Annotated in this window: 21 protein-coding genes and 1 pseudogene; 11 read left to right on the top strand and 11 right to left on the bottom strand. The window is 72.4% G+C overall.

Annotation, left to right across the window (positions count from 1 at the left end):
- Positions 1-4 precede the first annotated feature (4 nt).
- The 7 genes from ABZ818_RS30655 to ABZ818_RS30625 all read left to right on the top strand — a co-directional run bounded on the left by ABZ818_RS30655 (position 5) and on the right by ABZ818_RS30625 (position 5232).
- Positions 5-331 carry a metalloregulator ArsR/SmtB family transcription factor gene (locus tag ABZ818_RS30655; RefSeq protein ID WP_361421690.1) on the top strand — a complete coding sequence of 109 codons (327 nt, stop codon included), beginning with the start codon at positions 5-7 and terminating at the stop codon, positions 329-331.
- Positions 332-456: 125 nt separating this feature from the next.
- The gene (locus tag ABZ818_RS30650) at positions 457-759 is read left to right on the top strand and encodes a hypothetical protein (protein WP_361421684.1); all 303 of its coding nucleotides are present in this window, start codon (positions 457-459) and stop codon (positions 757-759) included.
- Positions 760-1036: 277 nt separating this feature from the next.
- Entirely contained in the window at positions 1037-1975 is a 939-nt protein-coding gene (locus ABZ818_RS30645) for a zinc ABC transporter substrate-binding protein (RefSeq protein WP_361421681.1), read from the top strand.
- Between the two features lie 11 nt (positions 1976-1986).
- The gene (locus ABZ818_RS30640; protein WP_361421678.1) at positions 1987-2862 is read left to right on the top strand and encodes an ATP-binding cassette domain-containing protein; all 876 of its coding nucleotides are present in this window, start codon (positions 1987-1989) and stop codon (positions 2860-2862) included.
- Positions 2859-3740 carry a metal ABC transporter permease gene (locus ABZ818_RS30635; RefSeq protein ID WP_361421675.1) on the top strand — a complete coding sequence of 294 codons (882 nt, stop codon included), beginning with the start codon at positions 2859-2861 and terminating at the stop codon, positions 3738-3740. The genes ABZ818_RS30640 and ABZ818_RS30635 overlap by 4 nt, the downstream gene beginning before the upstream one ends.
- A 142-nt stretch (positions 3741-3882) precedes the next feature.
- Positions 3883-4053 carry a 50S ribosomal protein L32 gene (rpmF, locus tag ABZ818_RS30630; RefSeq protein WP_030069935.1) on the top strand — a complete coding sequence of 57 codons (171 nt, stop codon included), beginning with the start codon at positions 3883-3885 and terminating at the stop codon, positions 4051-4053.
- A 6-nt stretch (positions 4054-4059) separates the two neighbouring features.
- A complete protein-coding gene (locus ABZ818_RS30625) occupies positions 4060-5232 on the top strand; it encodes a GTP-binding protein (protein WP_361421672.1) in 1173 nt (390 codons plus the stop codon).
- A 233-nt stretch (positions 5233-5465) separates the two neighbouring features.
- On the opposite strand, the gene ABZ818_RS30620 is transcribed toward ABZ818_RS30625, so the two are convergent.
- Together ABZ818_RS30620 and ABZ818_RS30615 are read right to left on the bottom strand one after the other, a co-directional pair.
- The gene (locus ABZ818_RS30620; RefSeq protein WP_361421687.1) at positions 5466-7187 is read right to left on the bottom strand and encodes an ABC transporter ATP-binding protein; all 1722 of its coding nucleotides are present in this window, start codon (positions 7185-7187) and stop codon (positions 5466-5468) included.
- Positions 7188-7192: 5 nt separating this feature from the next.
- A pseudogene (locus tag ABZ818_RS30615) lies at positions 7193-8368 on the bottom strand (ABC transporter ATP-binding protein); the annotation flags it as partial.
- Positions 8369-8467: 99 nt separating this feature from the next.
- Between ABZ818_RS30615 and ABZ818_RS30610 the strand changes: the two are divergent.
- Positions 8468-8857 (top strand): hypothetical protein, encoded by a 390-nt coding sequence (locus tag ABZ818_RS30610; protein ID WP_361421669.1) that lies wholly within the window; start codon positions 8468-8470, stop codon positions 8855-8857.
- A 129-nt stretch (positions 8858-8986) separates the two neighbouring features.
- Here ABZ818_RS30610 and ABZ818_RS30605 read toward each other — a convergent pair whose 3' ends face one another.
- The gene (locus ABZ818_RS30605) at positions 8987-9439 is read right to left on the bottom strand and encodes a hypothetical protein (RefSeq protein ID WP_361421666.1); all 453 of its coding nucleotides are present in this window, start codon (positions 9437-9439) and stop codon (positions 8987-8989) included.
- Positions 9440-9463: 24 nt separating this feature from the next.
- The gene (rpmG, locus tag ABZ818_RS30600; protein ID WP_361421663.1) at positions 9464-9628 is read right to left on the bottom strand and encodes a 50S ribosomal protein L33; all 165 of its coding nucleotides are present in this window, start codon (positions 9626-9628) and stop codon (positions 9464-9466) included.
- A gap of 131 nt (positions 9629-9759) precedes the next feature.
- Between rpmG and rpmB the strand changes: the two genes are divergently transcribed.
- The 3 genes from rpmB (at position 9760) to ABZ818_RS30585 (ending at position 11645) form a co-directional block, all read left to right on the top strand.
- Positions 9760-9996, top strand: coding sequence for a 50S ribosomal protein L28 (gene rpmB, locus ABZ818_RS30595; RefSeq protein WP_361421660.1), 237 nt, complete (start codon positions 9760-9762; stop codon positions 9994-9996).
- Positions 9996-10301, top strand: coding sequence for a 30S ribosomal protein S14 (gene rpsN, locus ABZ818_RS30590; protein WP_361421657.1), 306 nt, complete (start codon positions 9996-9998; stop codon positions 10299-10301). The genes rpmB and rpsN overlap by 1 nt, the downstream gene beginning before the upstream one ends.
- A gap of 420 nt (positions 10302-10721) precedes the next feature.
- Positions 10722-11645 (top strand): NAD(P)/FAD-dependent oxidoreductase, encoded by a 924-nt coding sequence (locus ABZ818_RS30585; RefSeq protein WP_361421654.1) that lies wholly within the window; start codon positions 10722-10724, stop codon positions 11643-11645.
- 45 nt (positions 11646-11690) lie between these two features.
- Here the strand turns inward: ABZ818_RS30585 and ABZ818_RS30580 are convergent, their stop codons facing one another.
- From ABZ818_RS30580 to ABZ818_RS30550, 7 genes are read right to left on the bottom strand one after another with little or no spacing between them, the layout of a single operon-like run.
- Positions 11691-13712, bottom strand: a complete 2022-nt coding sequence (locus ABZ818_RS30580; protein WP_361421651.1) for a condensation domain-containing protein — start codon at positions 13710-13712, stop codon at positions 11691-11693.
- Entirely contained in the window at positions 13709-15130 is a 1422-nt protein-coding gene (locus ABZ818_RS30575; protein ID WP_361421648.1) for a class I SAM-dependent methyltransferase, read from the bottom strand. The genes ABZ818_RS30580 and ABZ818_RS30575 overlap by 4 nt, the downstream gene beginning before the upstream one ends.
- On the bottom strand, positions 15127-16509 hold the full coding sequence (locus tag ABZ818_RS30570; protein WP_361421645.1) for a class I SAM-dependent methyltransferase: 1383 nt from the start codon (positions 16507-16509) through the stop codon (positions 15127-15129). The genes ABZ818_RS30575 and ABZ818_RS30570 overlap by 4 nt, the downstream gene beginning before the upstream one ends.
- Positions 16487-18061, bottom strand: coding sequence for an ATP-binding cassette domain-containing protein (locus ABZ818_RS30565; RefSeq protein ID WP_361421642.1), 1575 nt, complete (start codon positions 18059-18061; stop codon positions 16487-16489). Before ABZ818_RS30565 ends, ABZ818_RS30570 begins: the two co-directional genes overlap by 23 nt.
- Positions 18058-18876, bottom strand: coding sequence for an ABC transporter permease subunit (locus tag ABZ818_RS30560; protein WP_361421639.1), 819 nt, complete (start codon positions 18874-18876; stop codon positions 18058-18060). The genes ABZ818_RS30565 and ABZ818_RS30560 overlap by 4 nt, the downstream gene beginning before the upstream one ends.
- Positions 18876-19859: an ABC transporter permease gene (locus tag ABZ818_RS30555; protein ID WP_361421636.1), complete on the bottom strand. Its 984-nt coding sequence runs from the start codon at positions 19857-19859 to the stop codon at positions 18876-18878. Before ABZ818_RS30555 ends, ABZ818_RS30560 begins: the two co-directional genes overlap by 1 nt.
- Entirely contained in the window at positions 19856-21421 is a 1566-nt protein-coding gene (locus ABZ818_RS30550) for an ABC transporter substrate-binding protein (protein ID WP_361421633.1), read from the bottom strand. Before ABZ818_RS30550 ends, ABZ818_RS30555 begins: the two co-directional genes overlap by 4 nt.
- Positions 21422-21431 lie beyond the last annotated feature (10 nt).

Below are 21431 nucleotides of genomic sequence, written 5' to 3'. Positions count from 1 at the left end.
CGACATCCTCGCGGCCGCCCGGCTCGACGAAGCCACCGCCGCTTCCGTCGCCACGACGCTCCAGGCCCTGGCCACACCGTCCCGCCTGCTGATCCTCACCACTCTGCGGCAGCGCCCGTACCCGGTCGGCGAACTCGCCTCTGCCGTCGGCATGGAACAGTCCGCCGTCTCCCACCAACTGCGCCTGCTGCGCGCCCTCGGCCTGGTCACCGGCCGCCGCGACGGCCGCCGCATCGTCTACAGCCTCTACGACGACCACGTCGCTCACCTCCTCGACCAGGCCGTCCACCACATCGAGCACCTGCGCCTCGGCGTGCGCGACCTCGACTGACAGTGTGTCCCAGCTGCCGCGACACTCCCCTCACATATGCCTGGATTGCCCTATATTGAGCCGACGATGCACGGCCTGCGACAGCAGCACACACAGGCCACCCAACGGCACCCCAGGAGCAGCGCATGGCCACCGCCGCCGAACACCGCACCCACGACGACCACGCCCACACCCACGGCGAGGGCTGCGGCCACGTCGCCGTCCCGCACGGCGATCACACGGACTACGTGCACGACGGGCACCTCCACAAGCCCCACGACGGCCACGTCGACGAGTGCGTGACCGCCGGCCACACCACCCACGAGAATCACGACCACCAGCACGGCGAGGGATGCGGACACGTGGCCGTGCCCCACGAGGACCACGTCGACTACGTGCACGACGGCCACCACCACGCCGCCCACGAGGGGCACTGGGACGACCACTGACGCAACGGACATCGTCCGCGAGCCAACACAAGGCAGGTACGTCCACCAACCCGTCAGCACCCTCGGAGTGGGCCACCGCAACCACTGCCGACCGGAGCCGGACTGCGCCGCATCGCACGCCTGGCGAGCACGTCAATAACTGGCAACGGTTTTCATGTAGGACGGGAAGCGACTTGGTTTTGACATTCGTTTTCATTTAGCGTGATGCGCGCCCGGTGCTGCACCGGCCGCGCATCACGCGTGTGAAGACACCGCCCCGACCTGTCATGGAGGAACCATGCCCCCGTCCCCGTCCCGGTGCCTGGCACTGATAGCCGGCGCCGCATGCCTCGCCCTTCTGGCGGGCTGCGGCAGCTCAGCGGGCTCCGGAAGCGATGGGAGCGCGCAGCGTCCGGCGTCCTCGTCGGCCGTCCCGGTGGTCGCCTCGACGAACGTGTACGGTGACATCGCCCGGCAGATCGGCGGCGACCACGTCGAGGTCACCTCAGTCATCAGCGATCCCAGCCAGGACCCGCACTCCTACGAGGCCAACACCCAGAACCAGCTGGCCCTGTCCAAGGCGAAGGTCGTCATCGAGAACGGCGGCGGCTACGACGACTTCATCGACAAGATGCTGAAGAGCGGCGGCAACTCGTCCGCGGAGGTGATCAACGCCGTCAAGGTCTCCGGCAGGACCGCCCCCAATGGGGGTGAGCTCAACGAGCACGTCTGGTACGACTTCCCCAGCGTCGCCAAGATCGCTGACAGCATCGCTTCCGCCTTGGGCAAGACCGACCCCGCGAACGCCGCGACCTTCACCGAGAACGCGGACACCTTCCAGGCGAAGCTGAAGCCGCTGGAAGCGAAGGAAGCCCAGATCAAGAAGGAGCACGGTGGCGATGCGGTGGCCATCACCGAGCCCGTGCCGCTCTATGTGATCGAGGCGAGCGGCCTGGTCAACAAGACGCCCGCGGAGTTCAGCGAGGCCATCGAGGAGGGCGGCGACGTCTCCCCGAAGGTCCTGCAGGAGACCCTGGCGCTGTTCACCGGCAAGAAGGTCAAGGCTCTGGTTTACAACGAGCAGACCTCCGGCCCCCAGACGGAGAAGGCCGAGCAGGCGTCCACGGCGGCAGGCATCCCCGTGGTACCCGTGACCGAGACCCTGCCGAAGGGCAAGGACTACCTCGGCTGGATGACCGCCAACGTTGACGCGCTCGCGAGCGCGCTGGACAAGTGAGGCGGCCGGGCATGGCCTCCCTGCCCGGAGCCCGGCGAGGCGGGCGCGTGGGCGGCGCCGCGGCGATCAGTCTGCGCGGCGCCGCCCTGTCCTACGGCGACCGCACGGTGTGGAGCGGCCTTGAACTCGACGTGTACCCGGGCGAGTTCGTGGCTGTGCTCGGACCGAACGGCGCGGGCAAGACCAGCTTCGTCCGGGCGCTGCTGGGCCGGCAGCCGCTGTCGGCCGGGACCTTGACCGTCCTCGGCCGGCCGCCCCGCGCGGCCAGTCGGGGCATCGGCTACGTCCCCCAGCAGGCCGCCCTGTCCGCGCAGTCGATGCTGCGGGCCCGCGATCTCGTCCGCTTCGGCATCGACGGACACCGCTTCGGGCCGCGACTGCGCACCGGCGCCGTCCGCCGCCGGGTGGACAAGATCCTCGAGTCGGTCGGGGCGTCGGCGTATGCCGATGTCCCGCTCGGCCTGCTGTCCGGCGGCGAACGCCAGCGCGTGCGCATAGGGCAGGCCCTGGCCACCAACCCGCGGATCCTGCTGTGCGACGAACCACTGCTCTGCCTCGACCTGCACCACCAGCGGGCCGTCACCGGCCTCGTCAACGCCCGGCGCCGTTCCCACGGCACGGCGGTGGTCTTCGTGACCCACGAGATCAACCCGGTGCTCGGCCTGGTGGACCGGGTGCTGTACCTGGCCGGCGGCGGCCACCGGGTCGGCACCCCCGAGCAGGTCCTGACCTCCGAGTCGCTCTCCGAGTTGTACGGCACGCGGGTCGACGTCGTCCGCGTCCACGGCCGGGTCGTGGTCGCGGGAGCGCCCGGCGAGCCGGCCACACCTCCCCCTCACACCCACGAGACCCGCGACACCCGCGAGACCGACGGAGTCCGCCCATGACGCTCGCCGACGGGATCTGGCACCAGATCTTCAGCTTCGACAACTACGGCGAACTGCTCACACTGGTGCGCAAATCGCTCATCGCCGGTGCGGTGCTCGGCCTGGTCGGCGGCCTGGCCGGGGTCTTCGTCATCATGCGCGACCTGCCCTTCGCCGTGCACGGCATCAGCGAACTGTCCTTCGCGGGCGCCTCGGCCGCGCTCCTGCTGGGGACGAACATCGTGGCGGGCTCGATCACCGGCTCCCTCCTCGCGGCCGGCGCGATCGGCGTCCTGGGCGCGCGGGCCCGGGACCGCAACTCGGTGATCGGCATCATCATGCCGTTCGGCCTGGGCCTGGGCGTGCTCTTCCTCGCCCTCTACAAGGGCCGGGCGGCCAACAAGTTCGGCCTCCTCACCGGCCAGATCGTCGCCGTGGACACACCCCAGACGACCTGGCTGCTCGGCACCTCCGCCGTCGTACTCATCGTCCTCGCGGCCATATGGCGACCGCTTGCCTTCGCCAGCGCCGACCCCGACGTCGCCGAGGCGCGCGGGGTGCCGGTGCGTGGCCTGTCGATCGCCTTCATGCTCTTGCTCGGACTCGCCATCGCCCTGTCGGTACAGGCCGTGGGCGCGCTGCTGGTCCTCGCCCTCATCACCACACCCGCCGCGGCGGCCGCCCGAGTAACCGCATCGCCGGTCCTGCTGCCGGTGCTCAGCGTGGCCTTCGCCGTGGCCTCGATCGAGGGCGGCATCCTGCTCGCACTGGGCAGCAGCATCCCCATCAGCCCTTACGTCACGACGATCTCGTTCACCCTCTACGCCGTCTGCCGACTGGCGGGCAGCTACCGCGCCCGGCGGTGGGGAGCCAGGAGGCCGACGCCGCAATCCGCCTGACCGACGGGAGCGCCTGTAGGCCGACGGGTGTGCACGCACGCGCTGCCGCCCACTCCCCCAAGCTCGTCAGTCGGCCAGCCAATTAGTAATGAGATTCGTTTTCATGTAACGTCCTGCGTGCTCACCGATCCAGGAGGACCTCATGGCCGTGCCCAAGCGCAAGATGTCCCGCAGCAACACCCGCCACCGCCGCGCCCAGTGGAAGGCGGCCACCCCGACGCTCGTCCCGATCACCGTCGACGGCGTCCCCTACCTGGTGCCCCAGCGGCTGGTGAAGGCGTACGAGCGCGGCCTGCTGCGCCCCGAGGGCTGACCGTTCATGCGCTACGGCCGACTGCCCGTCACGGTCCTGTCCGGATTTCTCGGCGCGGGCAAGACGACTCTCCTCAACCACGTGCTCGGCAACCGCGAGGGGCTGCGCGTCGCGGTCATCGTCAACGACATGAGCGAGGTCAACATCGACGCTGCCCTGGTGCGCGGCGGCGAGGCAGCCTTGTCGCGCACCGAGGAACGCCTGGTCGAGATGACCAACGGCTGCATCTGCTGCACCTTGCGCGACGACCTGCTTCAGGAGGTCGACCGGCTGGCCCGCGAGGGCCGTTTCGACTACCTGCTCATCGAGTCGTCCGGCATCTCCGAACCCATGCCGGTGGCCGCGACCTTCGCCTTCGCCCGCGACGACGGCGCCACCCTCGGCGAGGTCGCCCGCCTGGACACCATGGTCACGGTCGTCGACGCCGCGGGCTTCCTGCCCGAGCTGACGAGCGGCGACGAGCTCGTCGAGCGCGGCCTGGACCAGTACGAGGAGGACGAACGCACCGTCAGCGACCTTCTGATGGACCAGGTCGAGTTCGCCGACGTCATCGTGCTCAACAAGCTCGACCTCGTCGACGACGAGACCGCGGACCGACTGCGGGCCACGCTCACCCGCCTCAATCCGGTCGCGCGCGTCGTCCCGGCTGTCCACGGCCGCGTGCGGGCCGCCGACGTACTGGGCACCCGGCTGTTCGACCTGGAACGCGCCCAACAGGCCCCCGGATGGGTGATGGAGCTCAACGGGGACCACGTTCCCGAGACCGAGGAGTACGGGATCTCCTCGACCGTCTTCCGCGCCGAACTGCCGTTCCACCCCGGCCGGCTGTGGACGTTCGTGACCCAGGAGCTCGACAGCGGCGCGTACGGGCAGATCCTGCGCTCCAAGGGGTTTTTCACGCTGGCCAGCCGCCCGCAGGTGACGGGCCTGTGGTCACAGGCCGGCTCCGTCGCACGCTTCGAGCCCTCCGCCGCCCGCGACACCGACAGCCCGGAAGGCCAGGAACTGGTCTTCATCGGCACGCATCTGCACGCGGACGCACTGCACGCTGCACTGACCGACTGCCTCATGGCCGACGGCGAGAACCTGCCGCCCGTCGACCCGTTCCCCGCCTGGGACACCCACGGCATCGACGACACCTGCGAGCACGAACACCCCGAGGCCGTAGCGGGCGTCTGAAGACCCCGGGCCGGGCGGTGGACGCAGCCACGGCGCCGCCCGGCCCGGCAGCCGCCCGGTCACCCAAGATGCCCGGGCGGCAGTTGAAGCGCGCGACGTGCCGGGAGCAGCCCCGGGCGTACCGCCACCCTCACGTCGTGACATCCCCGGATTGCCATCATCGCCCCGGCGGGCGGCCGGGACGCCGCGCACCGCTTCGCGGACCCGTCAGCCGTCGGGTGGCCTTCCCCTGCTCATCGGGTGAGCACTCGGGAAAACGCCCCGCCCGCACGGGAGAGTTCGTCCCATGTGCCGGTCTCCGCGATCCGACCGTTCTCCAGGACCGCGATCCGGTCCGCTCGCTGCACGGTCGTCGGCCGGTGAGCGATCACCACCGTCGTGCGCCCCCGGGACGCGGCCGCGAGTGCCGCGGACAGCTCCGCGTCCCCCGCCGTATCCAGGTGGGCCGTTGTTTCGTCCAGGACGAGGACCCGTGGGTTCGTCAGCAGCGCCCGCGCCAGGGCAATGCGGGAGCGCTGCCCGCCGGAGAGCGTCGCGCCGCGCTCGCCGACCTGTGTGTCGTATCCGTCGGGCAGGGCCTGGGCGATCCGGTCGACGCCGCAGACGCGGGCGGCCGCGTGCAGTTCCTCTTCGGTCGCGTCCGGGCGGGCCAGGCGGAGGTTGTCGGCGAGCGTGCCGTGGAAGAGCGGAGTGTCCTGGCCGACGACCGAGACGGTATGGCGTAGTTCTTCCTCCGTGAGCTGCCGTATGTCGACGGACGAACCGCCGGCCCCGACCAGCTCGACGGAGCCCTGCGTCGGATCCCAGAAGCGCGCCAGCAGATGCGCGCAGGTGGACTTGCCGGTGCCGGACGCCCCCACCAGTGCGAGGGTCTCGCCGGCGTGGACCGTCAGGTCGAGACCGGCGAGCACGGGCGCCCCGCCGTAGTCGAAGCGAACCCCCCGCATCCGGATGCCCAGGGGTCCGGTCGGTGCCGGGCGGGGCGAGGCGGGCGCGGGTGCCCCCGCCCGGGCGCGGATCGCCGCGCCGACGCGGGAGGCCGCCGCGCGCAGCCCGGCCGCCTGGCCGAGCGCGGTGGCGGAGTCGGCGACCGGGGCGAGCACGCCGAGCGCCAGTGCCATGGCGGCCGGTGCCCATGCCCCGCTGAGCGAGTGCGCGGCCGCCCCCACCACCCCGACGACTGCCGCCACCACGAGCAGGTCGCGCACCGCTGCCGCGCCCGCCTCCCACGCGTGCTCGGAGCTCTGTGCCTCCCCCAGCCGCTCGCCCTGCTTGCGCAGATCGGCGCGCCGCTGCTTCAGCGCGCCGAAGGCGAGTAGTTCGCGTAGCCCGTCGACGGTCTCGACCGCCTCTGCGGACAGCTCGGCGGCTGCCCGGCGCGTGCGGGCACCGCGCGTCGCCCGCGCCCGGCCGTCCAGCAGCGGCGCGAGGACCAGCAACCCGGCAGCGGGGACGATCGGGGCCAGCAGCCAGGTGTCGACCACGGCCAGCACCGCGGTGCCGGCCGCGAAGACGGTGGCGGAGGCGAGAATCTGGGCGACGGCGTGCGCGTAGAAGAACTCCAGCGCTTCCACATCGGCCAGTGCCGCCGCTGCGAGGTCGCCGCTGCGTCGGCCGGCTATCCGCGCGGGCGCGCTGCGGGCCAGCCCGTCGAAGACCCGTACGCGCAGCTCGGCCAGCACCCGGTACGCCAGGTCGTGTGACAGGTCCATCTCCCGCCAGGTGGCGAGCGATCGCGCCAGAACCAGTGCGATGAGAGCGGTGACGGTGACCGGTGCCGGGACGGAGTGCTCCATGACCGCGGTACCGACGGTGTGCGCGGCGAGCGTCACCAGCGCGACGAGCGCCGCCTGATCGAGGAGCGCCGCACCGAGAGTCCGTGCCGTCATGGCCTTGTGCGCCGCCAGCACCGGCAGCAGGGCTCGCAGGGCACCGCGTTCGGTCCCGGTCGCCATGGTGGTCACGCCGCCCTACCTTCTTGAGTGCGTCCCGCGGATACCAGCCGCGCATACAGACCGTCTTGTGCCAGGAGGCTCGTGTGCGTCCCGACCCCGTCGATGCGACCGCCGTCCAGGACGACGATCCGGTCGGCGTCCCGTACGGACGCGAGGCGGTGGGCGACGACCAGGCAGGTGCGGCCGCGCGCCGCACGGAGCAGCTCGCGGCCGATGCGCGACTCACGGCGCTCGTCCACCGCACTCGTGGCCTCGTCCAGAACCAGGACCGGCGCGCCGGCGAGCAAGGCCCGGGCGAGCGCCAGGCGTTGGCGCTGACCGTCCGAGAGCGTCGCACCGCGCTCGCCGACCTGCGTGTCGTAGCCGTCGGGCAGCCGCGTGATCTCGTCGTGTATGCCGGCGGCACCGGCGGCCGCGTACAGTTCCTCGTCGGTCGCGTCGGGGCGGGCCAGGCGGAGGTTGTCGGCGACGGAGGCGTGGAAGAGGTAGGTCTCCTGGGAGACGACCGCGATGCCGCGTCGAAGAGAGGCGAGAGTGAGGGCGGTGTGGTTCGTGCCGTCGAGGGTGATGTTCCCGCCGTCCGGGTCCCACTGGCGCAAAAGGAGCGCGAGGAGTGTCGACTTGCCGGCGCCGGAAGGACCGACGATGGCCGTGGTGCGGCCTGGGTCGGCGGTGAACGTGATCCCGCGCAGTGCGGGGCGTGCGGCGCCCGGGTAGGTGAAGTGCACGTCGTCGAAGCGGATCTCGGGCGGTTGGTGCGGAGCCGGCCCGGTGCCTTCGTCGCGTACGGCGGGTTGCGCGGTGCGGAGCTTGGTGATGCCGTCGGCGGCCGAGAGGCCGAGGTAGCCCGCGTGCCATTCGCGTGACAGGTCCCGGATCGGGCGGAAGCACTCGGAGGCCAGCATGAGGACGAGGTAGGTGCCGGTGGGGGCGGTCCGGCCGGATGCGGCGGAGGCGCATGCGACGAGCGCGGCGGCGACCGTGCCGCCCTGGACGGCCAGGTCCGTGATGCCGGTGTCGACGAGTGAGACCCGCAGCTTGGCGACGGTGGCACGGTGCAAGGCCGCCGAACGCTCCTCCAGGCGCGCTCGGGTGCGGGTGACCGCGCCGGCGGCCCGGAGCACCGGCATGCCCTGGAGCGCCTCGAGGTAGTCCGCGGACAGCGCCTCGTACGAGCCCCAGCGGCCCCTGAAACGAGCGCCCCTGACTCCCACAGGGCAAGGCACACGCCTGCCGTGTCGACGTCCGCGCCGTCCCGCGCGCCTGGCACGATGGTTCTCATGCAGCCGCTGCCGGCTCCCTGCCCCGCCCACCTCATTCCCGACGCGACGGGCATGGCGGTCTTCAAGGCGGCGTACCGGCAGGCCCAGGAGCAGGACGCCGCCTTCGTCGCCATCGAGTCTCTGGGCGAGCACTGGACGGTGAAGCCCGACATGATCACCGCCCCGCAGCACGCCGTCGCCGACTCGGTGTACGACGCCGTCCGCGCCGCGGTCATCCAGCTGATCCGCGCCGGCGAGATCCGCTCGGACTCCTCCGCGGGGCCGGTCTACTTCGTACTGCACGACGCGGCAGAGGAGGGCCGGGCCCGCGAACTCGCAGCCGCCCTGCGCGCCGCCCTGTACGGAAACCTGGCGCCGCTCGCCCGCGCGATGCCTACCGCACCCTGACCAGCCTTCAGGACTCCAAGATCATCTCGTGGCGGCTTTTGGGCTCACCTTGGCTGGATCCCTGGAGCCCGGTGGGTTCAGGGAAACTGAAGCCTGTTCAGCGGGAACTCGCGGGTCGGCCCGTGTGCATTAGCTGGGCGCGTCCGTGGGTTCGGCTGGAACGTGGGGGTGGGCTGCGAGGCGGCGGGCTTCGGCCGTGACCTCGCCATCGATCTGGTCCACAGTTCTGTCGCCGTGTTCGAGGACGTCGTACTCGTCATCGAGTTCGGCGAGCCGCTCAGTCAGGGGCAGCTCATGTCCGTATCGCTGGTGAATACGGAATGTGAACTCCCGAGGTGTCAGCTCGCCTGCGAGTATGCGGCGTGCGAGCGCTCGGGCGGCGGCCTCTTGGCCGACATCGCTGGCGAGCGGATAAAAGGTGAGGCCGAGTTCGTTGAGTACTTCGGGAAGTAACTCGTGGATGTCGTAGTCCGCCTCGGCACGTGTGCAGGCGGCGAGGACCCGAAGGCCGGGGGTGTCGAGTCCGGCGACGAGCACATCGTGAAGCCCGGAATCCACCCCGCCTACCGCCCGGTCGCGCACGCCGACGCCCGCCGGGCCGCCGACTCAGCGCTCCTCACGGAAGTCGACGTGGCGGCCGACGACCGGGTCGTACTTGCGCAGCGTCAGGCGGTCGGGGTCGTTACGGCGGTTCTTGCGGGTCACGTAGGTGTAGCCGGTACCGGCGGTGGACCTCAGCTTGATGATCGGGCGCAGTTCGTTTCTGGGCATGGACACGCACTATACAAGAGATTGGTTTTCATTTTCATCTAGCTGCTACTGTGCTGCCCCGTACCAGGTCGCGATCGCCCGACCCCGCAAGAACCGCACACGGGACCACGATCCACGCACGAGGAGGAAACATGTCCGCCCACTGCCAACTCACCGATCGACAGCCCGGCTTCGGCCATCACATCTCCCACTCCCACCGGCGCAGCAAGCGCCGCTTCGACCCCAACATCCAGCGCAAGCGCTACTGGCTGCCGAGCGAGGGCCGCCACGTCCGGCTCACCCTCTCCGCCAAGGGCATCAAGACGGTCGACACGATCGGCATCGAGGCCGCGGTGGCCCGCATCCGCGCCCGGGGCGGGAAAGTCTGATGGCGAAGAAGAGCAAGATCGCGAAAAACGAACAGCGACGCCTCGTCGTGACCCGCTACGCCGCGCGCCGCGCCGAGCTGAAGGCGATCATCTCGTCACCCCAGGCGTCCGACGACGAACGGGCCGCCGCCCAGAGGGAACTGCGCCGACAGCCCCGCGACGCCAGCGCCACCCGCCTGCGCAACCGCGACTGCGTGGACGGCCGCCCCCGCGGCCACCTGCGCGCCTTCGGTTTGTCCCGCATCCGCGTACGCGAGATGGCCCACGCGGGCGAGCTCCCCGGCGTGACCAAGAGTAGTTGGTGACCCACACCACTTCCTCGGCCGTCCGGGCATGCCTGGCGTGCCCGGACGCCCACCCCAGAGCGACGGCGAACCGTGTGCACCCCCGAGCAGCGAAGCACCCGCCGGAAGCGCTCGCCCGGCGGAGCGCGGGAAGAGCACTCCTGCCCGCGCCAGACCCCGCGTCGCCGCACGTCCTCATCGGCCGCCGCCACCAGTCCGGCGCTCTCGCGACGCCCAGCGCCCACGCCACGACCCTTTCCTCACCGGCAGCGTCGACGTAGTCCGCGCCGTGCCGCGGCTCGGCCTGTGTGACCACATCGAAAATGCGGCATGAGGGCCCCTGTACCTGCGCCCCTCGCCTTCCCCACCGCCAGGCCGGTAACTGAAAATGATAACTATCATCACAGCTACAGTGGCGTACTACGGAGGAAGTGACAGACGATGTACGACGTGATCGTGGTCGGCGGGGGGCCTGCGGGCCTCAACGCCGCGCTGGTGTCAGGGCGTCAGCGCAGGCGGGTCCTCCTGCTGGACTCGGGCCGCCCGCGCAACGCGCCCGCGGCGCAGATGCACATGTTTCTCAGCCGTGACGGGTTCCCGCCCGCAGAACTGCGCCGCATAGGGCGGGAGCAGCTCAGCGCCTACCCGAACGTGGTCGTACGTGAGGCGACCGTCACGGCCGCCGTGTCCGAGCCGCCGGGGTTCGCCCTGACGCTGACGGACGGCGCGGTGGAGCGGACCCGCAAACTGGTCCTCGCCACGGGTCAGGTCGACGAGCTCGACGAGCAAGTGGAAGGGCTGTCCGCGCTGTTCGGCCGGGGGGTGTACCACTGCCCGTTCTGCCACGGCTGGGAGACCAGCGGGATGAGCCTGGCCGTCCTCGGGCATGAACTGCCGCAGGTCATGCAGGCCCTGTACGTGGCCGACCGCTTCAGTGACGACGTGGTCGTGTGCACCAACGGACACCCGGTGCCCGAACAGGCCGCGGGCAAGCTCGCCGATGCCGGTATCACCGTGGAGGAGACGGCCGTGACCCGGATCGAGGGCGAGGCAGGTGCACTCCGCCTGGTCCTCGCCGACGGCCGGGTCCTCGAACGGCAAGGCGTCTACCATCGGGCGCCCACTCGTCAGCACTCCCTGCTGGCCCAGCAGTTGGGGTGCCGAATCCTGCCGGACGGCTGTGTGCGGGTGGACGAGTTCCAGCGCACGTCCGTGCCGGGTGTGTACGCGGCCGGGGACACCGCCCGTCTGGAGGCGTTGCCGGACGCCCTCACCTTCGTGATCACGGGTGCCGCCGACGGCGCCCGTGCCGCGGTCTGGCTGGACCAGGAACTCTTCCGCGAGGACGCCGGCCTGGGTGGCTGACCCCGGAGTGCGGCGGGGACGGCCTCCGCCCCCGCCGCACTCCACTCACCGTTCGTCCGGTTCCCGCAACGCGGCGGCGAGTCCCGCCACCGTCGGCTGCCGGAGGAAGCGGCGCGGTGTCACCCGCCCCAGTCCCTCCCGGGCGAGTGATGCGAGCATCCGCACGGCGAGCAGCGAGTCGCCGCCGAGCGCGAAGAAGTCGGCGGTGCGCTCGTCCACCGCACAGTCCAGCAGCTTCTGCCAGTGCGCGGCGACGGCCCGTTCCACCTCGTCCCGGGGCGGTCCCGGCTCCGCTCCGTCGGCCGCCGTCGCGGGTACGGACAGGCGTCGTCCGGGTGCCAGCCGGGTCGTCTCCGCCTGCTCACCGTCGACCGCCTCCGGCAGTTCGACCAGGGTGGACCAGCCGTCCGGCTCGACCAGCGACTCCACGGTGGCCATGAGATCGCCGAACATACGGTCGACGTCCTTGCCCGCGAACAGCTCCTCCACCAGCGAGAAGGCGACGACGAGTTCGCCACGCAGCTCGAACAGCCGGACCTCAAGGGCCACCTGAGGCGTCCGCAGCTGCTGGTGGTGGCTCAGCAGGTCGATCACTCCGAGCGGTCCCGCCTCCTGCGGCACCTCGCTGCCCAGCGCCGCGTCCACGCCCAGGGTCGACTGGAAGACGACGGGGGCCACCGGACGGTGGGTGCCTCGCCGGCGGCCCAGTTCGCGGGAGACCTCCACCCCGGTGATCAGGTTGTGGGCGAGCGCGTCGCCGATCTCCTGCTGGGCTTGGGTGGCGAGGTCGGCGAAGACCGGGGCCGGCGGCAGGTCGACGGGCAGCAGCATGGTGGAGGAGAAGGCTCCCACCAGCCTGGACACGTCGGGATGGAGCGGGAGCCGGTTCAGCTGAAGGGTGTTGAGCAGGAAGCGGCGGTGGCCGCAGGCCCGGGCGACGGCCGCGGAGAAGGCGGCGAACATCGCCGCCGACGGGGTCACGCCGTGTTCGGTGCACAGACGGCGCAGCGCCGACCAGCACTGCGGGTCCAGCACCGCCTGCCGGGTACCCATCAAGGTAGGGCGCACCTCCCCGGGGTCGGCCACCAGCGGCAGGGCCGGCGGCAGGGGGAAGCCGTCGAGCCGGTCCCACCACCAGTCGCGGTCCTGCTGCCACGCCCGTGTGCCGGGCAGGTCCCGCAGGGTCGTCACGTAGTCGCCGTAGTCGATGTCCAGGGGGGCGAGGACGGCGTTGTAGTCGGAGACCAGGGCGAAAAGATCGCGGTAGAAGACGCTGGAGGACCAGCCGTCGATGATGAGCAGGCTGGTGGAGGAGTGCAGCCGCGCGCGGTGGCCGGGCATCAGAGTCAGGCGCATGTCCAGGCCGCAACCCTGGGACGGGTCGGGGCCCTCGGTGCTCATCTCGTGCCGGATCTCGGCGAGCCGTGCGGCGGCCGTCTCCTCGTCGGCGTCGCGCAGGTCGGTGACCTGCAGCTGCGGTATCGCCTGCGGATCGTCCAGGGGCAGGATGTGCTGCCGGCCGTCGGGCAGGATCCGGGCCCGCAGGACGGCCTGGTGCTCGGCCAGTCTCTCCAGGGCGTCCTGCAGCGCTTCGGGGGCTTCGTCGGCGTCGATGTCCTCCAGCCCGATGTCCACGTAGTGGTGGGCGGAGCGGTAGGACAGCTCCCAGGCGTCCTGCTGGCCCACGAAGTAGCCCTGCTGGAGCGGCAGGAGCGGGAACGGGGCGTCCGGGTCCTCGCGTCGGCGCAGGTCCAGGGGCAGCGGGCGCAGCGCGCCGGTTGCGGAGCCGGTGCTGCGTTCGTGGACGAGCGCGGCGAGCTGCGCGGCACTCTGCTCGACGCGGACGTCCGCAAGGGCCAGCGGCGTGCCCAGCCGCTTGCGCAGCATCGCAGCCATGCGGACGGCCAGGACGGAGTCGCCTCCCAGACTCAGGAAGCTGGCATGGGCCGGTACGGCGGTGAGGTCGGTCTCCAGGGCGTCGGCCCAGACAGCGCGGACGGCGTCGACGAGATCGGCCGGGGCCGTCCGCGCGTCGGCGGTGAGGTCGGGGGCGGAGGAGGAGGTCAACAGGAAGCTCCAGTCGGGAGGGTGGTGCGGATGATGTCGTCCACGGCGTGGACCCGTGGGAGGGGAACGGCAGGTGGCAGCCGGTCGGCGAGCGCGGCGCGAACGCGGCCGGGGTCCGGTCTGGCGCCGTGGGCCCTGACACGACCTGCGATGACACGCTGGCCCGCGGCCGCGGCCAGGGGATGTCTTTCGTGCGGCAGGACGGGGAGCGGGTCGAAGCCCGCCGCGTCCAGTTGCCGCGTCCACTCATCGGCGGTGAGGAAGACCCGGTCCTGGTCGGCTCGCAGGTCCGTGAACCAGCCCTGCTCGTCGGGCGCGGGCGACATCAGCAGGTACATGGAGGTGAGCGCCTGGTAGTGCTCCTGGCACGATTCGACGAGGACCAGCAGTCCGTCGGGGGCCAGCAGCTCCCGCAGGGCTGCCAGGGACCGGCCGGCGTGCCGTGCGTTGTGCAGGACGTTCGCCGCCAGGACGACGTCCTGGGAGCCTGCCTCGAAGCCCTGCGCGAGCGGGTCGGCCTGGATGTCGAACAGGGCGTGCCGCAGTCCGGGGCGGTCGCCGAAGACGTCCTTGGCCGCTCGCAGGAAGAACGGGGAGACGTCCGTGAAGAGATAGTCGACGGGGGTGTCGCCGAGGGCTTCCAGGACGGTGCCGGTGGTACCGCCCACTCCGGCCCCCGCTTCCAGGACGCGCAGAGGAGTCGGTGCCGTCCGTCGGCGGGTCTCTTGGGCGATCAGGGACGCAGCTGCGTGATTGGCCCAGCGGCTGGGGACGCTGTCGCGGTAGTTGCCCTGCGCGGTGTTCGTCTCCCCGTCGGGGAAGAGCACCTCGTGCAGGGTCGCGCGGTCCTGGAGGAGCAGCGGCAGCCGTTCGGCCGCGGCCCGGAAGAAGCGGGTCATGGACGCCGGGTAGCCCAGGCCCCGGCAGGCGGCGTCCAGCTCGCGCAGCGCCCGGGCGTGGTCGCGGCGGTCGGGCACCTCCAGGGAGTGGTGGCGGCTCGTCGACGCGTCCAGGCCGAGCCGGCCCTCGGCGGTCAGGGTGCGCAGCCAGCGCCGTACGATCCACGCGTGCCGGGGGGCGACCGCCAGGGCTGCGAGGACCTCGTCGGTGCCGTGTCGGCCACCGTCGCGGAACAGGCGGGTCCGGTCCAGCACCCGGGCCATCGTCAGCAATGCCGTCTCGTCGAGCTGCCGCATCAGTGCCGGGAGAGCGGCCAGGTCGGTACCGCGTACGGCGGTGTCGCCGGCGTCCGCGGCCCGGCTCGCGGCGCGGGCGTCGTCCTGGCCCGCGGATATCTCCCCCGTGGCCGGAGGCGGTCCTGCCACCAACAGGGTGTCCTGCTCGTCGTCACCAAGGAGCTGCCAGTCCCTCACGCCTGGCAGCCCGGTGAGGGCGGCGTCGGTGAGCGCCTCGTTCACGAGTGGCCGTCCTCCATGCCGTCCGCCACGGTGATCGCCGGCGGTGTCGCGTGCGGCTCGGCTTGGCGCAGGTGGTCGCGCAGCACTTCGGGCAGGCGGCGCCGTACGAACAGGGGGAACGGCTCGTGGGCGGCCGGACCGGAGGGCATCGGGGTGTCCTCGGCCGCGGCGGGGGCGCAGTGTGCGGGAGCCGCCACGGCCAGCATGCGGGGGTCGGCGACGTCGAGCAGTACGGCGGCGTCCACTCCGTCCAGGGCCTGGCGCAGGGCGTATGGGGTCACCGCCCCCGGCGCGTCGCGAAGCAGGGCGTTGGGGATGCCGTGGACGACGACGAGACCACCGGCGAGCGCACCGCGCAGCACTTCCCGCACGTCGCTCCCCCGGTGTTCGTCCCAGGACGTCCGGCGCACACGTTGAGCGCCCGGTCCGCCGGTGTGCGGGCCGACGTGCAGGACGACGTCGTAGCGGTAGCGGGTGAGTTCGGTGTCCTCGGCCATGGTGCGGGCGTGGACGCTCATGCGGACCGGCCGCGGCTGGGCGGCGGCCGCGGCGGCGACAGCCGCGGGGGTGAAGGACAGTTCCTCGTCCGCCTCAGCGGCCGCCGCGGCCCTGGCGGCGATCGTCGTGTCGTCCGCCTCGGGGTCACGCGCCCGTTCCAGCCGACCGAAGTGGTCGAGCAGCAGGCCGGAGTGCCGGATGTCCCCCACGACCACGGTGCCGCCGTCCTGGACGGCGGACAGCGCGCCGTGCAGAACGGCCCTCAGATAGGCCAGGTCGGGGAAGCACTGGGTGACCGAGTTGAGCAGCACGCAGTCGGGGAGCACATCGGGACCGAAGACGGCGTCCATGGCGTCCCACACCTGAGAGGAGGCCGTCTCGTGGGCGGCGGCCCGGACGAAACCGGTGCGGGGCAGGCCCGCGGCGGTGAGGCGGTCCACCGCGACCTGGGCGACGTCGGTGCCCACGTACCCGTCCAGGCGCGGGTGCAGGCGGTGGGCGAGCAGGCCGGTGCCGCAGCCGAGTTCCAGCAGTCTGGTCGGGTTCTGGGCCAGGACGAGGTCCACGGTGCGGTCCACCCAGTCGCGCATGTGGGCCTCGGGCAGCGGCGCCCCGGTGTCGGATGCCCGCCATCCGGACAGGTCCAGGTCGTCGGCGTGCCGACCCTCCCCCGTTTCGTACACCCATTCGTAGACTTCGGCCCATTGTTCGAGGTGCTCGCGCAGCAGGGGGCCCGGCTGGGGTGAGGCGGCCACGGCGCTCGGGTGCGGGACGACCAGGACGCCGCCGTCGGGTGCGGGGCGTGCCCGCGCCACCCAGGGGTGGGCGGACAGTAGGTCCGCGATCCGTGCGGTGTGGTCAGCCGTACTGTTGTCGGACACCGGGGTGCTCCGTTCGATCGTCGTGGGGATGGTCGGGGGCCACGGGCGACCCCGTGGTCAGGCGGCGCCCGGTCAGGTGCAGGACGCGGTCGGCGCGGGCGGCCGTGTCGGCGTCGTGGGTGACGGTCAGGACCGCCGGACCGCTCCTGCGCAGCCGGTCCAGCAGGTCGAGGACGACGCGCGCCGAGGCCGGGTCCAGGCCCGCGGTGGGCTCGTCGAGGAGCAGCACTTCGGGGCCGGCGGCGAGGGCCCGGGCGAGGACGACCCGACGGCGCTGGCCACCGGAGAGCGTCGACGGTCTGCGGTCGGACAGTTCGGCGGGGAGTCCCACGGCTTCGAGGAGTTCTCTCGCCCGTTCCCGCCCGGCGGTTCCGGTCATGCCGTGGAACACCTTCAGCGGCCGGGCCACCGACCGGCCGGCGGTGTGCGCCGGGTTGAGTTCCGTCAACGCGTCCTGCCCGGCCAGTTGGACGGCTCGCAGCATCCGCGGGCCACGCAGGCGGGTGGCCCAGGGCAGCGGGCGTCCGTGCAGCAGCAACTGTCCGCCGGCCGGTGGGCGGCGGCCTGCCAGGGCGTGCAGCAGTGTCGTCTTTCCGGTGCCCGACGCTCCCATGACGGCAAGCCAGCCGCCTGCCGGCAGTTCCAGGTCACTGGGGTGGAGCAGCGGTGTGCCGTCCGGGGTGAGCAGAGTCAGGCCGTGCGCCGACAGCACGGGGGACGGTGACGGGACGGTGGCGGCCCACGCAGGCGGGGACGGATGCCCGGTCACCGGCACCGGGGGTTGGGTGGTCGGCCGGATCGGATTCCGTACCGAACGTGCCTGGGGTGCCGGGCCTGGGGCCGGCCGCGGGTCGGCGGCGAGCACCAGGGTCCGGTCGGCCAGTTCCGCGGCCAGCCGGGCCTCGTGCGTGACCAGGACGACACCCCGGCCGGGAACACCTCGCCGGGAGCGCACCACTTCGGCGACCAGATCGGCCGTGGCGCGGTCCAGCGCCGAGGTCGGCTCGTCCAGTACCAGCAGTTCGGGGTCGGCACACAGGGCTCGGGCCAGGGCGACCCGCTGGGCCTGCCCGCCGGAGAGTTCCCCCGCGCGCAGGGAGGCGAGCCCGGGCGGAAGGCCCAGCTGGTGCATCAGGGCCTCGACCCGCTGTGCGCGGGCGGCGGCGTCGCCGGTGAACTCCTCGCCGATCAGCCGGTCCACCCGCCACAGCGGGTTCAAGGCCGCGCCAGGGTCCTGGCCCAGCACGCCGCACCGGGCACGCCGCCACCGCCTGGCCGCCCGGCCCCGCGGTACCGCCGCCCCGCTCCAGCGCACTGTGCCTGCCGCGCGGTGCAGGCCGTCCGGAAGGACGTCGAGCAGGGCGCGCAGCAGGGTGGTCTTTCCCGCGCCGGATGGGCCGGTGACGGCCAGTACCTCCCCGGAGCCGACAGTCACGTCGACCGGTGGCAGCATCGTCGCGCCGTCACGGGTGAGGCGGACAGTCAGGCCCTCGGCCGCCAGCAGGGGCGTACGGGCGGTTGCGTCCGACGCAGTGGGGACGTGGGCCGTCATACCGCCTCCCCCGGCCTGCGGGCGGCCGTCCGGGCGGCCGCGGCGAACACCCAGGCGCAGCCCGCCAGGGGAACGGCGGGGGCCAGCAGTGCCAGGGGGTTGAGCGCGGCGCCGGGAAGGTTCTCACTGAGCATCAGGGCCCAGTCGGGAGCCGGGGGTTGGGGTCCCAGACCGAGGACGGAGAGAGCGGCCGCGATCTGTAGTGCGGTGACCAGCCGGAGCCCGGCGTCGGCGGCGACGAGGCGACGCAGGGCGGGCAGCACCTCGTGGAGCAGAACGGCAGGTGTGCGCTCGCCCCGTGCGACGGCGGCGTGCACATGACCGCTGTCGCGCAGCTGCGCGCACTGGGTGGCGACGACCCGTGCGGTCAGCGGCGCACCCGCGAGCACCGCCGCGACCATGACCGCCGTGGCCCCGGGCAGCGCCGTGGCCAGCACCAGCGCCAGGACGAGGGCGGGGACCGCAAGCAGCAGATCGCACAGGGCCCGCACGGCACGGGTGGTGCGGCCGCCCGACCAGCCCGCGGCGAGGCCGAGGGCCGTGCCGCAGACCACAGCGGCGGTCGCGGCGAGCAGAGATACGGTCAGGAGCTGGGTGCCTCCGGCCAGGACCCGGGACAGCACGTCGCGCCCCAGGACGTCGGTGCCCAGCGGATGCCGTCCGCCGGGCGGTGCCCAGGGCGCGGCGACGGTACGCTCCGGCGGGTGGGGAGCGGCGTACCGGCCCAGCGGTACGCACACCAGCAGGACGACGGCCGCGGCCCAGGGCGCCGTACGGCGGGCGGCGGCCGGGAAGGACGGCACGGACCGGCCCATCACCCGCCCCCTTCCGCGGCTTCCGGCACGGCCTGGCCGCCATGCCGCGCCGGGCCCGGCACCGTGGTGCGGCGGGCGGCCAGGTCGGCCAGGAGCATGCCCAGCAGCAGGACGGCAGCCGGCAGGAGGGCCGCGGCCTGGATGACGGGAACGTCTCGCACCGCGACGGCCGACACCAGGAGCTGACCGGTGCCCGGGTAGCCGAACACCGTCTCCGCCAGGGCGGTTCCGGCCATGAGGCCGCCGGCCAGCAGGGCTGTCACCTGGAGCGCCGGCGCGTACAGGAAGGGCAGGACGTGCCGGTACAGCACCAGCGGGGCGGGCAGGCCGCGCAGCCGCGCGTCGGTCACGTGGGGACGGCGCAGGGCGTCGCCCATCGCTCCACGCAGCAGGACGGTGGCGAACGCGGCCGAGGGCAGGGCCAGGGTGAGGGCGGGCAGCGCCAGGAGCCGCGGATCGGCCAGGGGCGAGGCGCCGGGCGGAAGCAGGGACACGGGAGGCAGCCAGCCCAGCAGCCCGGCCAGGACCGCGCCGAGCACCGCCGCGTAGACCGGCTGCGGCACGGCGGCCAGCCCGGTGGCGGCCGAGCCGCCCCGGCCGCCGCGCAGGTACGTGACGGTCAGGGCCGCCACGGTCAGCAGCACGGTGCCGGCCAGCGCCACTGCGACCAGGACGGCGGTGGCGGGCAGCCGTTCCGTGAACAGCGCGGCCACCGGCCGCCCGCCCGCCAGCGAGTGTCCCAGGTCCCCCCGGATCACGCCGTACAGCCAGTCGAGGTAGCGCACCATGGCGGGCCGGTCCAGCCCGAGCCGGTCGCGCTCCGCGGCGACGTCCTCCGCGGAGGCCCGACCCGCCGTCCTCAGTTCCCCGGCGTCGCCGGGAAGCAGTTCGGTGGCCGTGAAGACCACGGCCGTGACGGCGACGGCCAGGGCCGCGGCGCGGCCGACCGGACGCAGGCCACGGCTGACAGTGCGCAGGGTCACTTGGCCATCCACACCTGGTCGATGAACATGCGCTGGAAGCCGGGTCCGTCGGGCAGTCCGCGCACGCCGGGCGCGGCGAGGTCCAGGCCGTCCCCGGTGCCCCAGACGACGTAGCCGCCGTCCTTCCACAGCTCACGCTGGATGCCCGAGAGCAGTTGCCTGCGCCGCGCCTCGTTCGCGGTGGACATGGCCCGGGCGAAGCCGCTGTCGAAGGTCTTGCTGCGCCAGGCCGTCTCGTTGGTCGGGGAATCGGACAGCAGCCCGACGCGGACGAGATCCGGGAAGGAGATGCCGCCGTAGTAGCCCGTGTAGAACGCCTTCTTGGCGTAGACGGCGGTCCAGTAGGTGTCGGCGGGCTCGACCTTCACCTCGGCGTGGACGCCGATGTCGGAGAGCTGCTGTGCGTAGAGGGTGGCCGCGGTGTCCATACCGGGGTAGGAGGTGGTGGTGTGCAGGGTGACGGACAGTCCGTGGGCGTGGCCCGCTTCCGCCAGCAGTTTCCTGGCCTTCTTCACGTCGCGGGTGCGCTGCGGCAGGTCCTCGGGGGCCGAGGGGTCGTAGGGGGTGGGAAGGTCGTTGGCGACCTTGCCATAGCCCAGGAACACGGTGTCGACCAGGGCCTTGCGGTCGGCCGCCAGGCGGAACGCCTCGCGGACCCTGGGGTCGTCGAACGGTTTGGTGTCCAGGCGCATGATGAACGGGTACTCGGTGACTCCGTTCCGCCGGATCACCTCTGTCTTCGCCGAGGAGCCGGCGCTCTTGACCGCGGCGGGGCTGACACTGCCGGCGACGTCGGCCTGTCCGGAGGCGACGGCGTTGGCCCGCGCCTGTGGGTCGGCGACGGCCTGGATCTCCATCCGGTCCAGGTGCGGTCGCTCGCCCCACCACTTGTCGTTGCGGACCAGGACGGTGGTCTGGGCGCCGGTCCGCTCCACCCGGTACGGACCCGAGCCGGTGACGGGGCGGGAGAAGTCCTTGGTGCCCTCGGGTACGACGAAGGTGACGGATTCCAGGGCCCGGGGCGCGTCGGCCATCGGGGCGCGCGTGGCCAGGACGACGGTGTACTCGCCGCGGGCCGTGGACTTCTCCATGTCGAAGTCGGCGAGCCGGCCGTAGTTCTCGGCGGCTTTGCTGCTGATACGCCGCAGGGAGTACAGCACGTCGGCGGCGCGTACCGGCGTGCCGTCGGTGAAGCGGGCGTCCTTGCGCAGGGTGAAGGTCCAGCGGGTCATGGCGTCGTTGGGCTTCCACGACGTGGCGAGCCGCGGTCGGGTCCTGCCGTCCTCGCCGGGGACGGTGAGCACGTCGTACGTCAGGGCGAACCGCAGGACGTCGGACTCGTTGCCGAGACCGCCGTGCGGGTCGTCACTGGCGGTGGCGGGCGATCCGGCGAGGGCGTAGCGCAGGGTGCCGCCGTCGACCGGTGCGCCGGTGCCGGATGCCGGCGTGTCGGCGTCGGGTGCGTCGGAGCAGGCGCTCAGCAGCAAGGCGCCGATCGCCGTCAGGGCGGTGAGGGCGGATCTGCGGCGCAGGGTGGCACGGGGCGATGAGTGCTGGTGCATGGGTGCTTTC

Origin of the sequence: Streptomyces sp. NPDC047453 (genome assembly GCF_040643155.1) — a bacterium.
Classification (GTDB): Bacteria; Actinomycetota; Actinomycetes; order Streptomycetales; family Streptomycetaceae; genus Streptomyces.
The sequence above is the reverse complement of the archived record's forward strand: the minus strand, read 5'-3'. Positions and strand labels throughout refer to the sequence as shown.

What these genes read in the sequence shown, in the direction of transcription:
- rpmB (WP_361421660.1), top strand. Translation starts at nt 9,760, where the DNA reads ATGTCCGCCCACTGCCAACTCACCGATCGACAGCCCGGCTTCGGCCAT.
- ABZ818_RS30635 (WP_361421675.1), top strand. Translation starts at nt 2,859, where the DNA reads ATGACGCTCGCCGACGGGATCTGGCACCAGATCTTCAGCTTCGACAAC.
- rpmF (WP_030069935.1), top strand. Translation starts at nt 3,883, where the DNA reads ATGGCCGTGCCCAAGCGCAAGATGTCCCGCAGCAACACCCGCCACCGC.
- ABZ818_RS30620 (WP_361421687.1), bottom strand. Translation starts at nt 7,187, where the DNA reads ATGGCGACCGGGACCGAACGCGGTGCCCTGCGAGCCCTGCTGCCGGTG.
- rpsN (WP_361421657.1), top strand. Translation starts at nt 9,996, where the DNA reads ATGGCGAAGAAGAGCAAGATCGCGAAAAACGAACAGCGACGCCTCGTC.
- ABZ818_RS30560 (WP_361421639.1), bottom strand. Translation starts at nt 18,876, where the DNA reads ATGGGCCGGTCCGTGCCGTCCTTCCCGGCCGCCGCCCGCCGTACGGCG.
- ABZ818_RS30585 (WP_361421654.1), top strand. Translation starts at nt 10,722, where the DNA reads ATGTACGACGTGATCGTGGTCGGCGGGGGGCCTGCGGGCCTCAACGCC.
- ABZ818_RS30550 (WP_361421633.1), bottom strand. Translation starts at nt 21,421, where the DNA reads ATGCACCAGCACTCATCGCCCCGTGCCACCCTGCGCCGCAGATCCGCC.
- ABZ818_RS30640 (WP_361421678.1), top strand. Translation starts at nt 1,987, where the DNA reads ATGGCCTCCCTGCCCGGAGCCCGGCGAGGCGGGCGCGTGGGCGGCGCC.
- ABZ818_RS30610 (WP_361421669.1), top strand. Translation starts at nt 8,468, where the DNA reads ATGCAGCCGCTGCCGGCTCCCTGCCCCGCCCACCTCATTCCCGACGCG.
- ABZ818_RS30565 (WP_361421642.1), bottom strand. Translation starts at nt 18,061, where the DNA reads ATGACGGCCCACGTCCCCACTGCGTCGGACGCAACCGCCCGTACGCCC.
- ABZ818_RS30645 (WP_361421681.1), top strand. Translation starts at nt 1,037, where the DNA reads ATGCCCCCGTCCCCGTCCCGGTGCCTGGCACTGATAGCCGGCGCCGCA.
- rpmG (WP_361421663.1), bottom strand. Translation starts at nt 9,628, where the DNA reads ATGCCCAGAAACGAACTGCGCCCGATCATCAAGCTGAGGTCCACCGCC.
- ABZ818_RS30625 (WP_361421672.1), top strand. Translation starts at nt 4,060, where the DNA reads ATGCGCTACGGCCGACTGCCCGTCACGGTCCTGTCCGGATTTCTCGGC.
- ABZ818_RS30650 (WP_361421684.1), top strand. Translation starts at nt 457, where the DNA reads ATGGCCACCGCCGCCGAACACCGCACCCACGACGACCACGCCCACACC.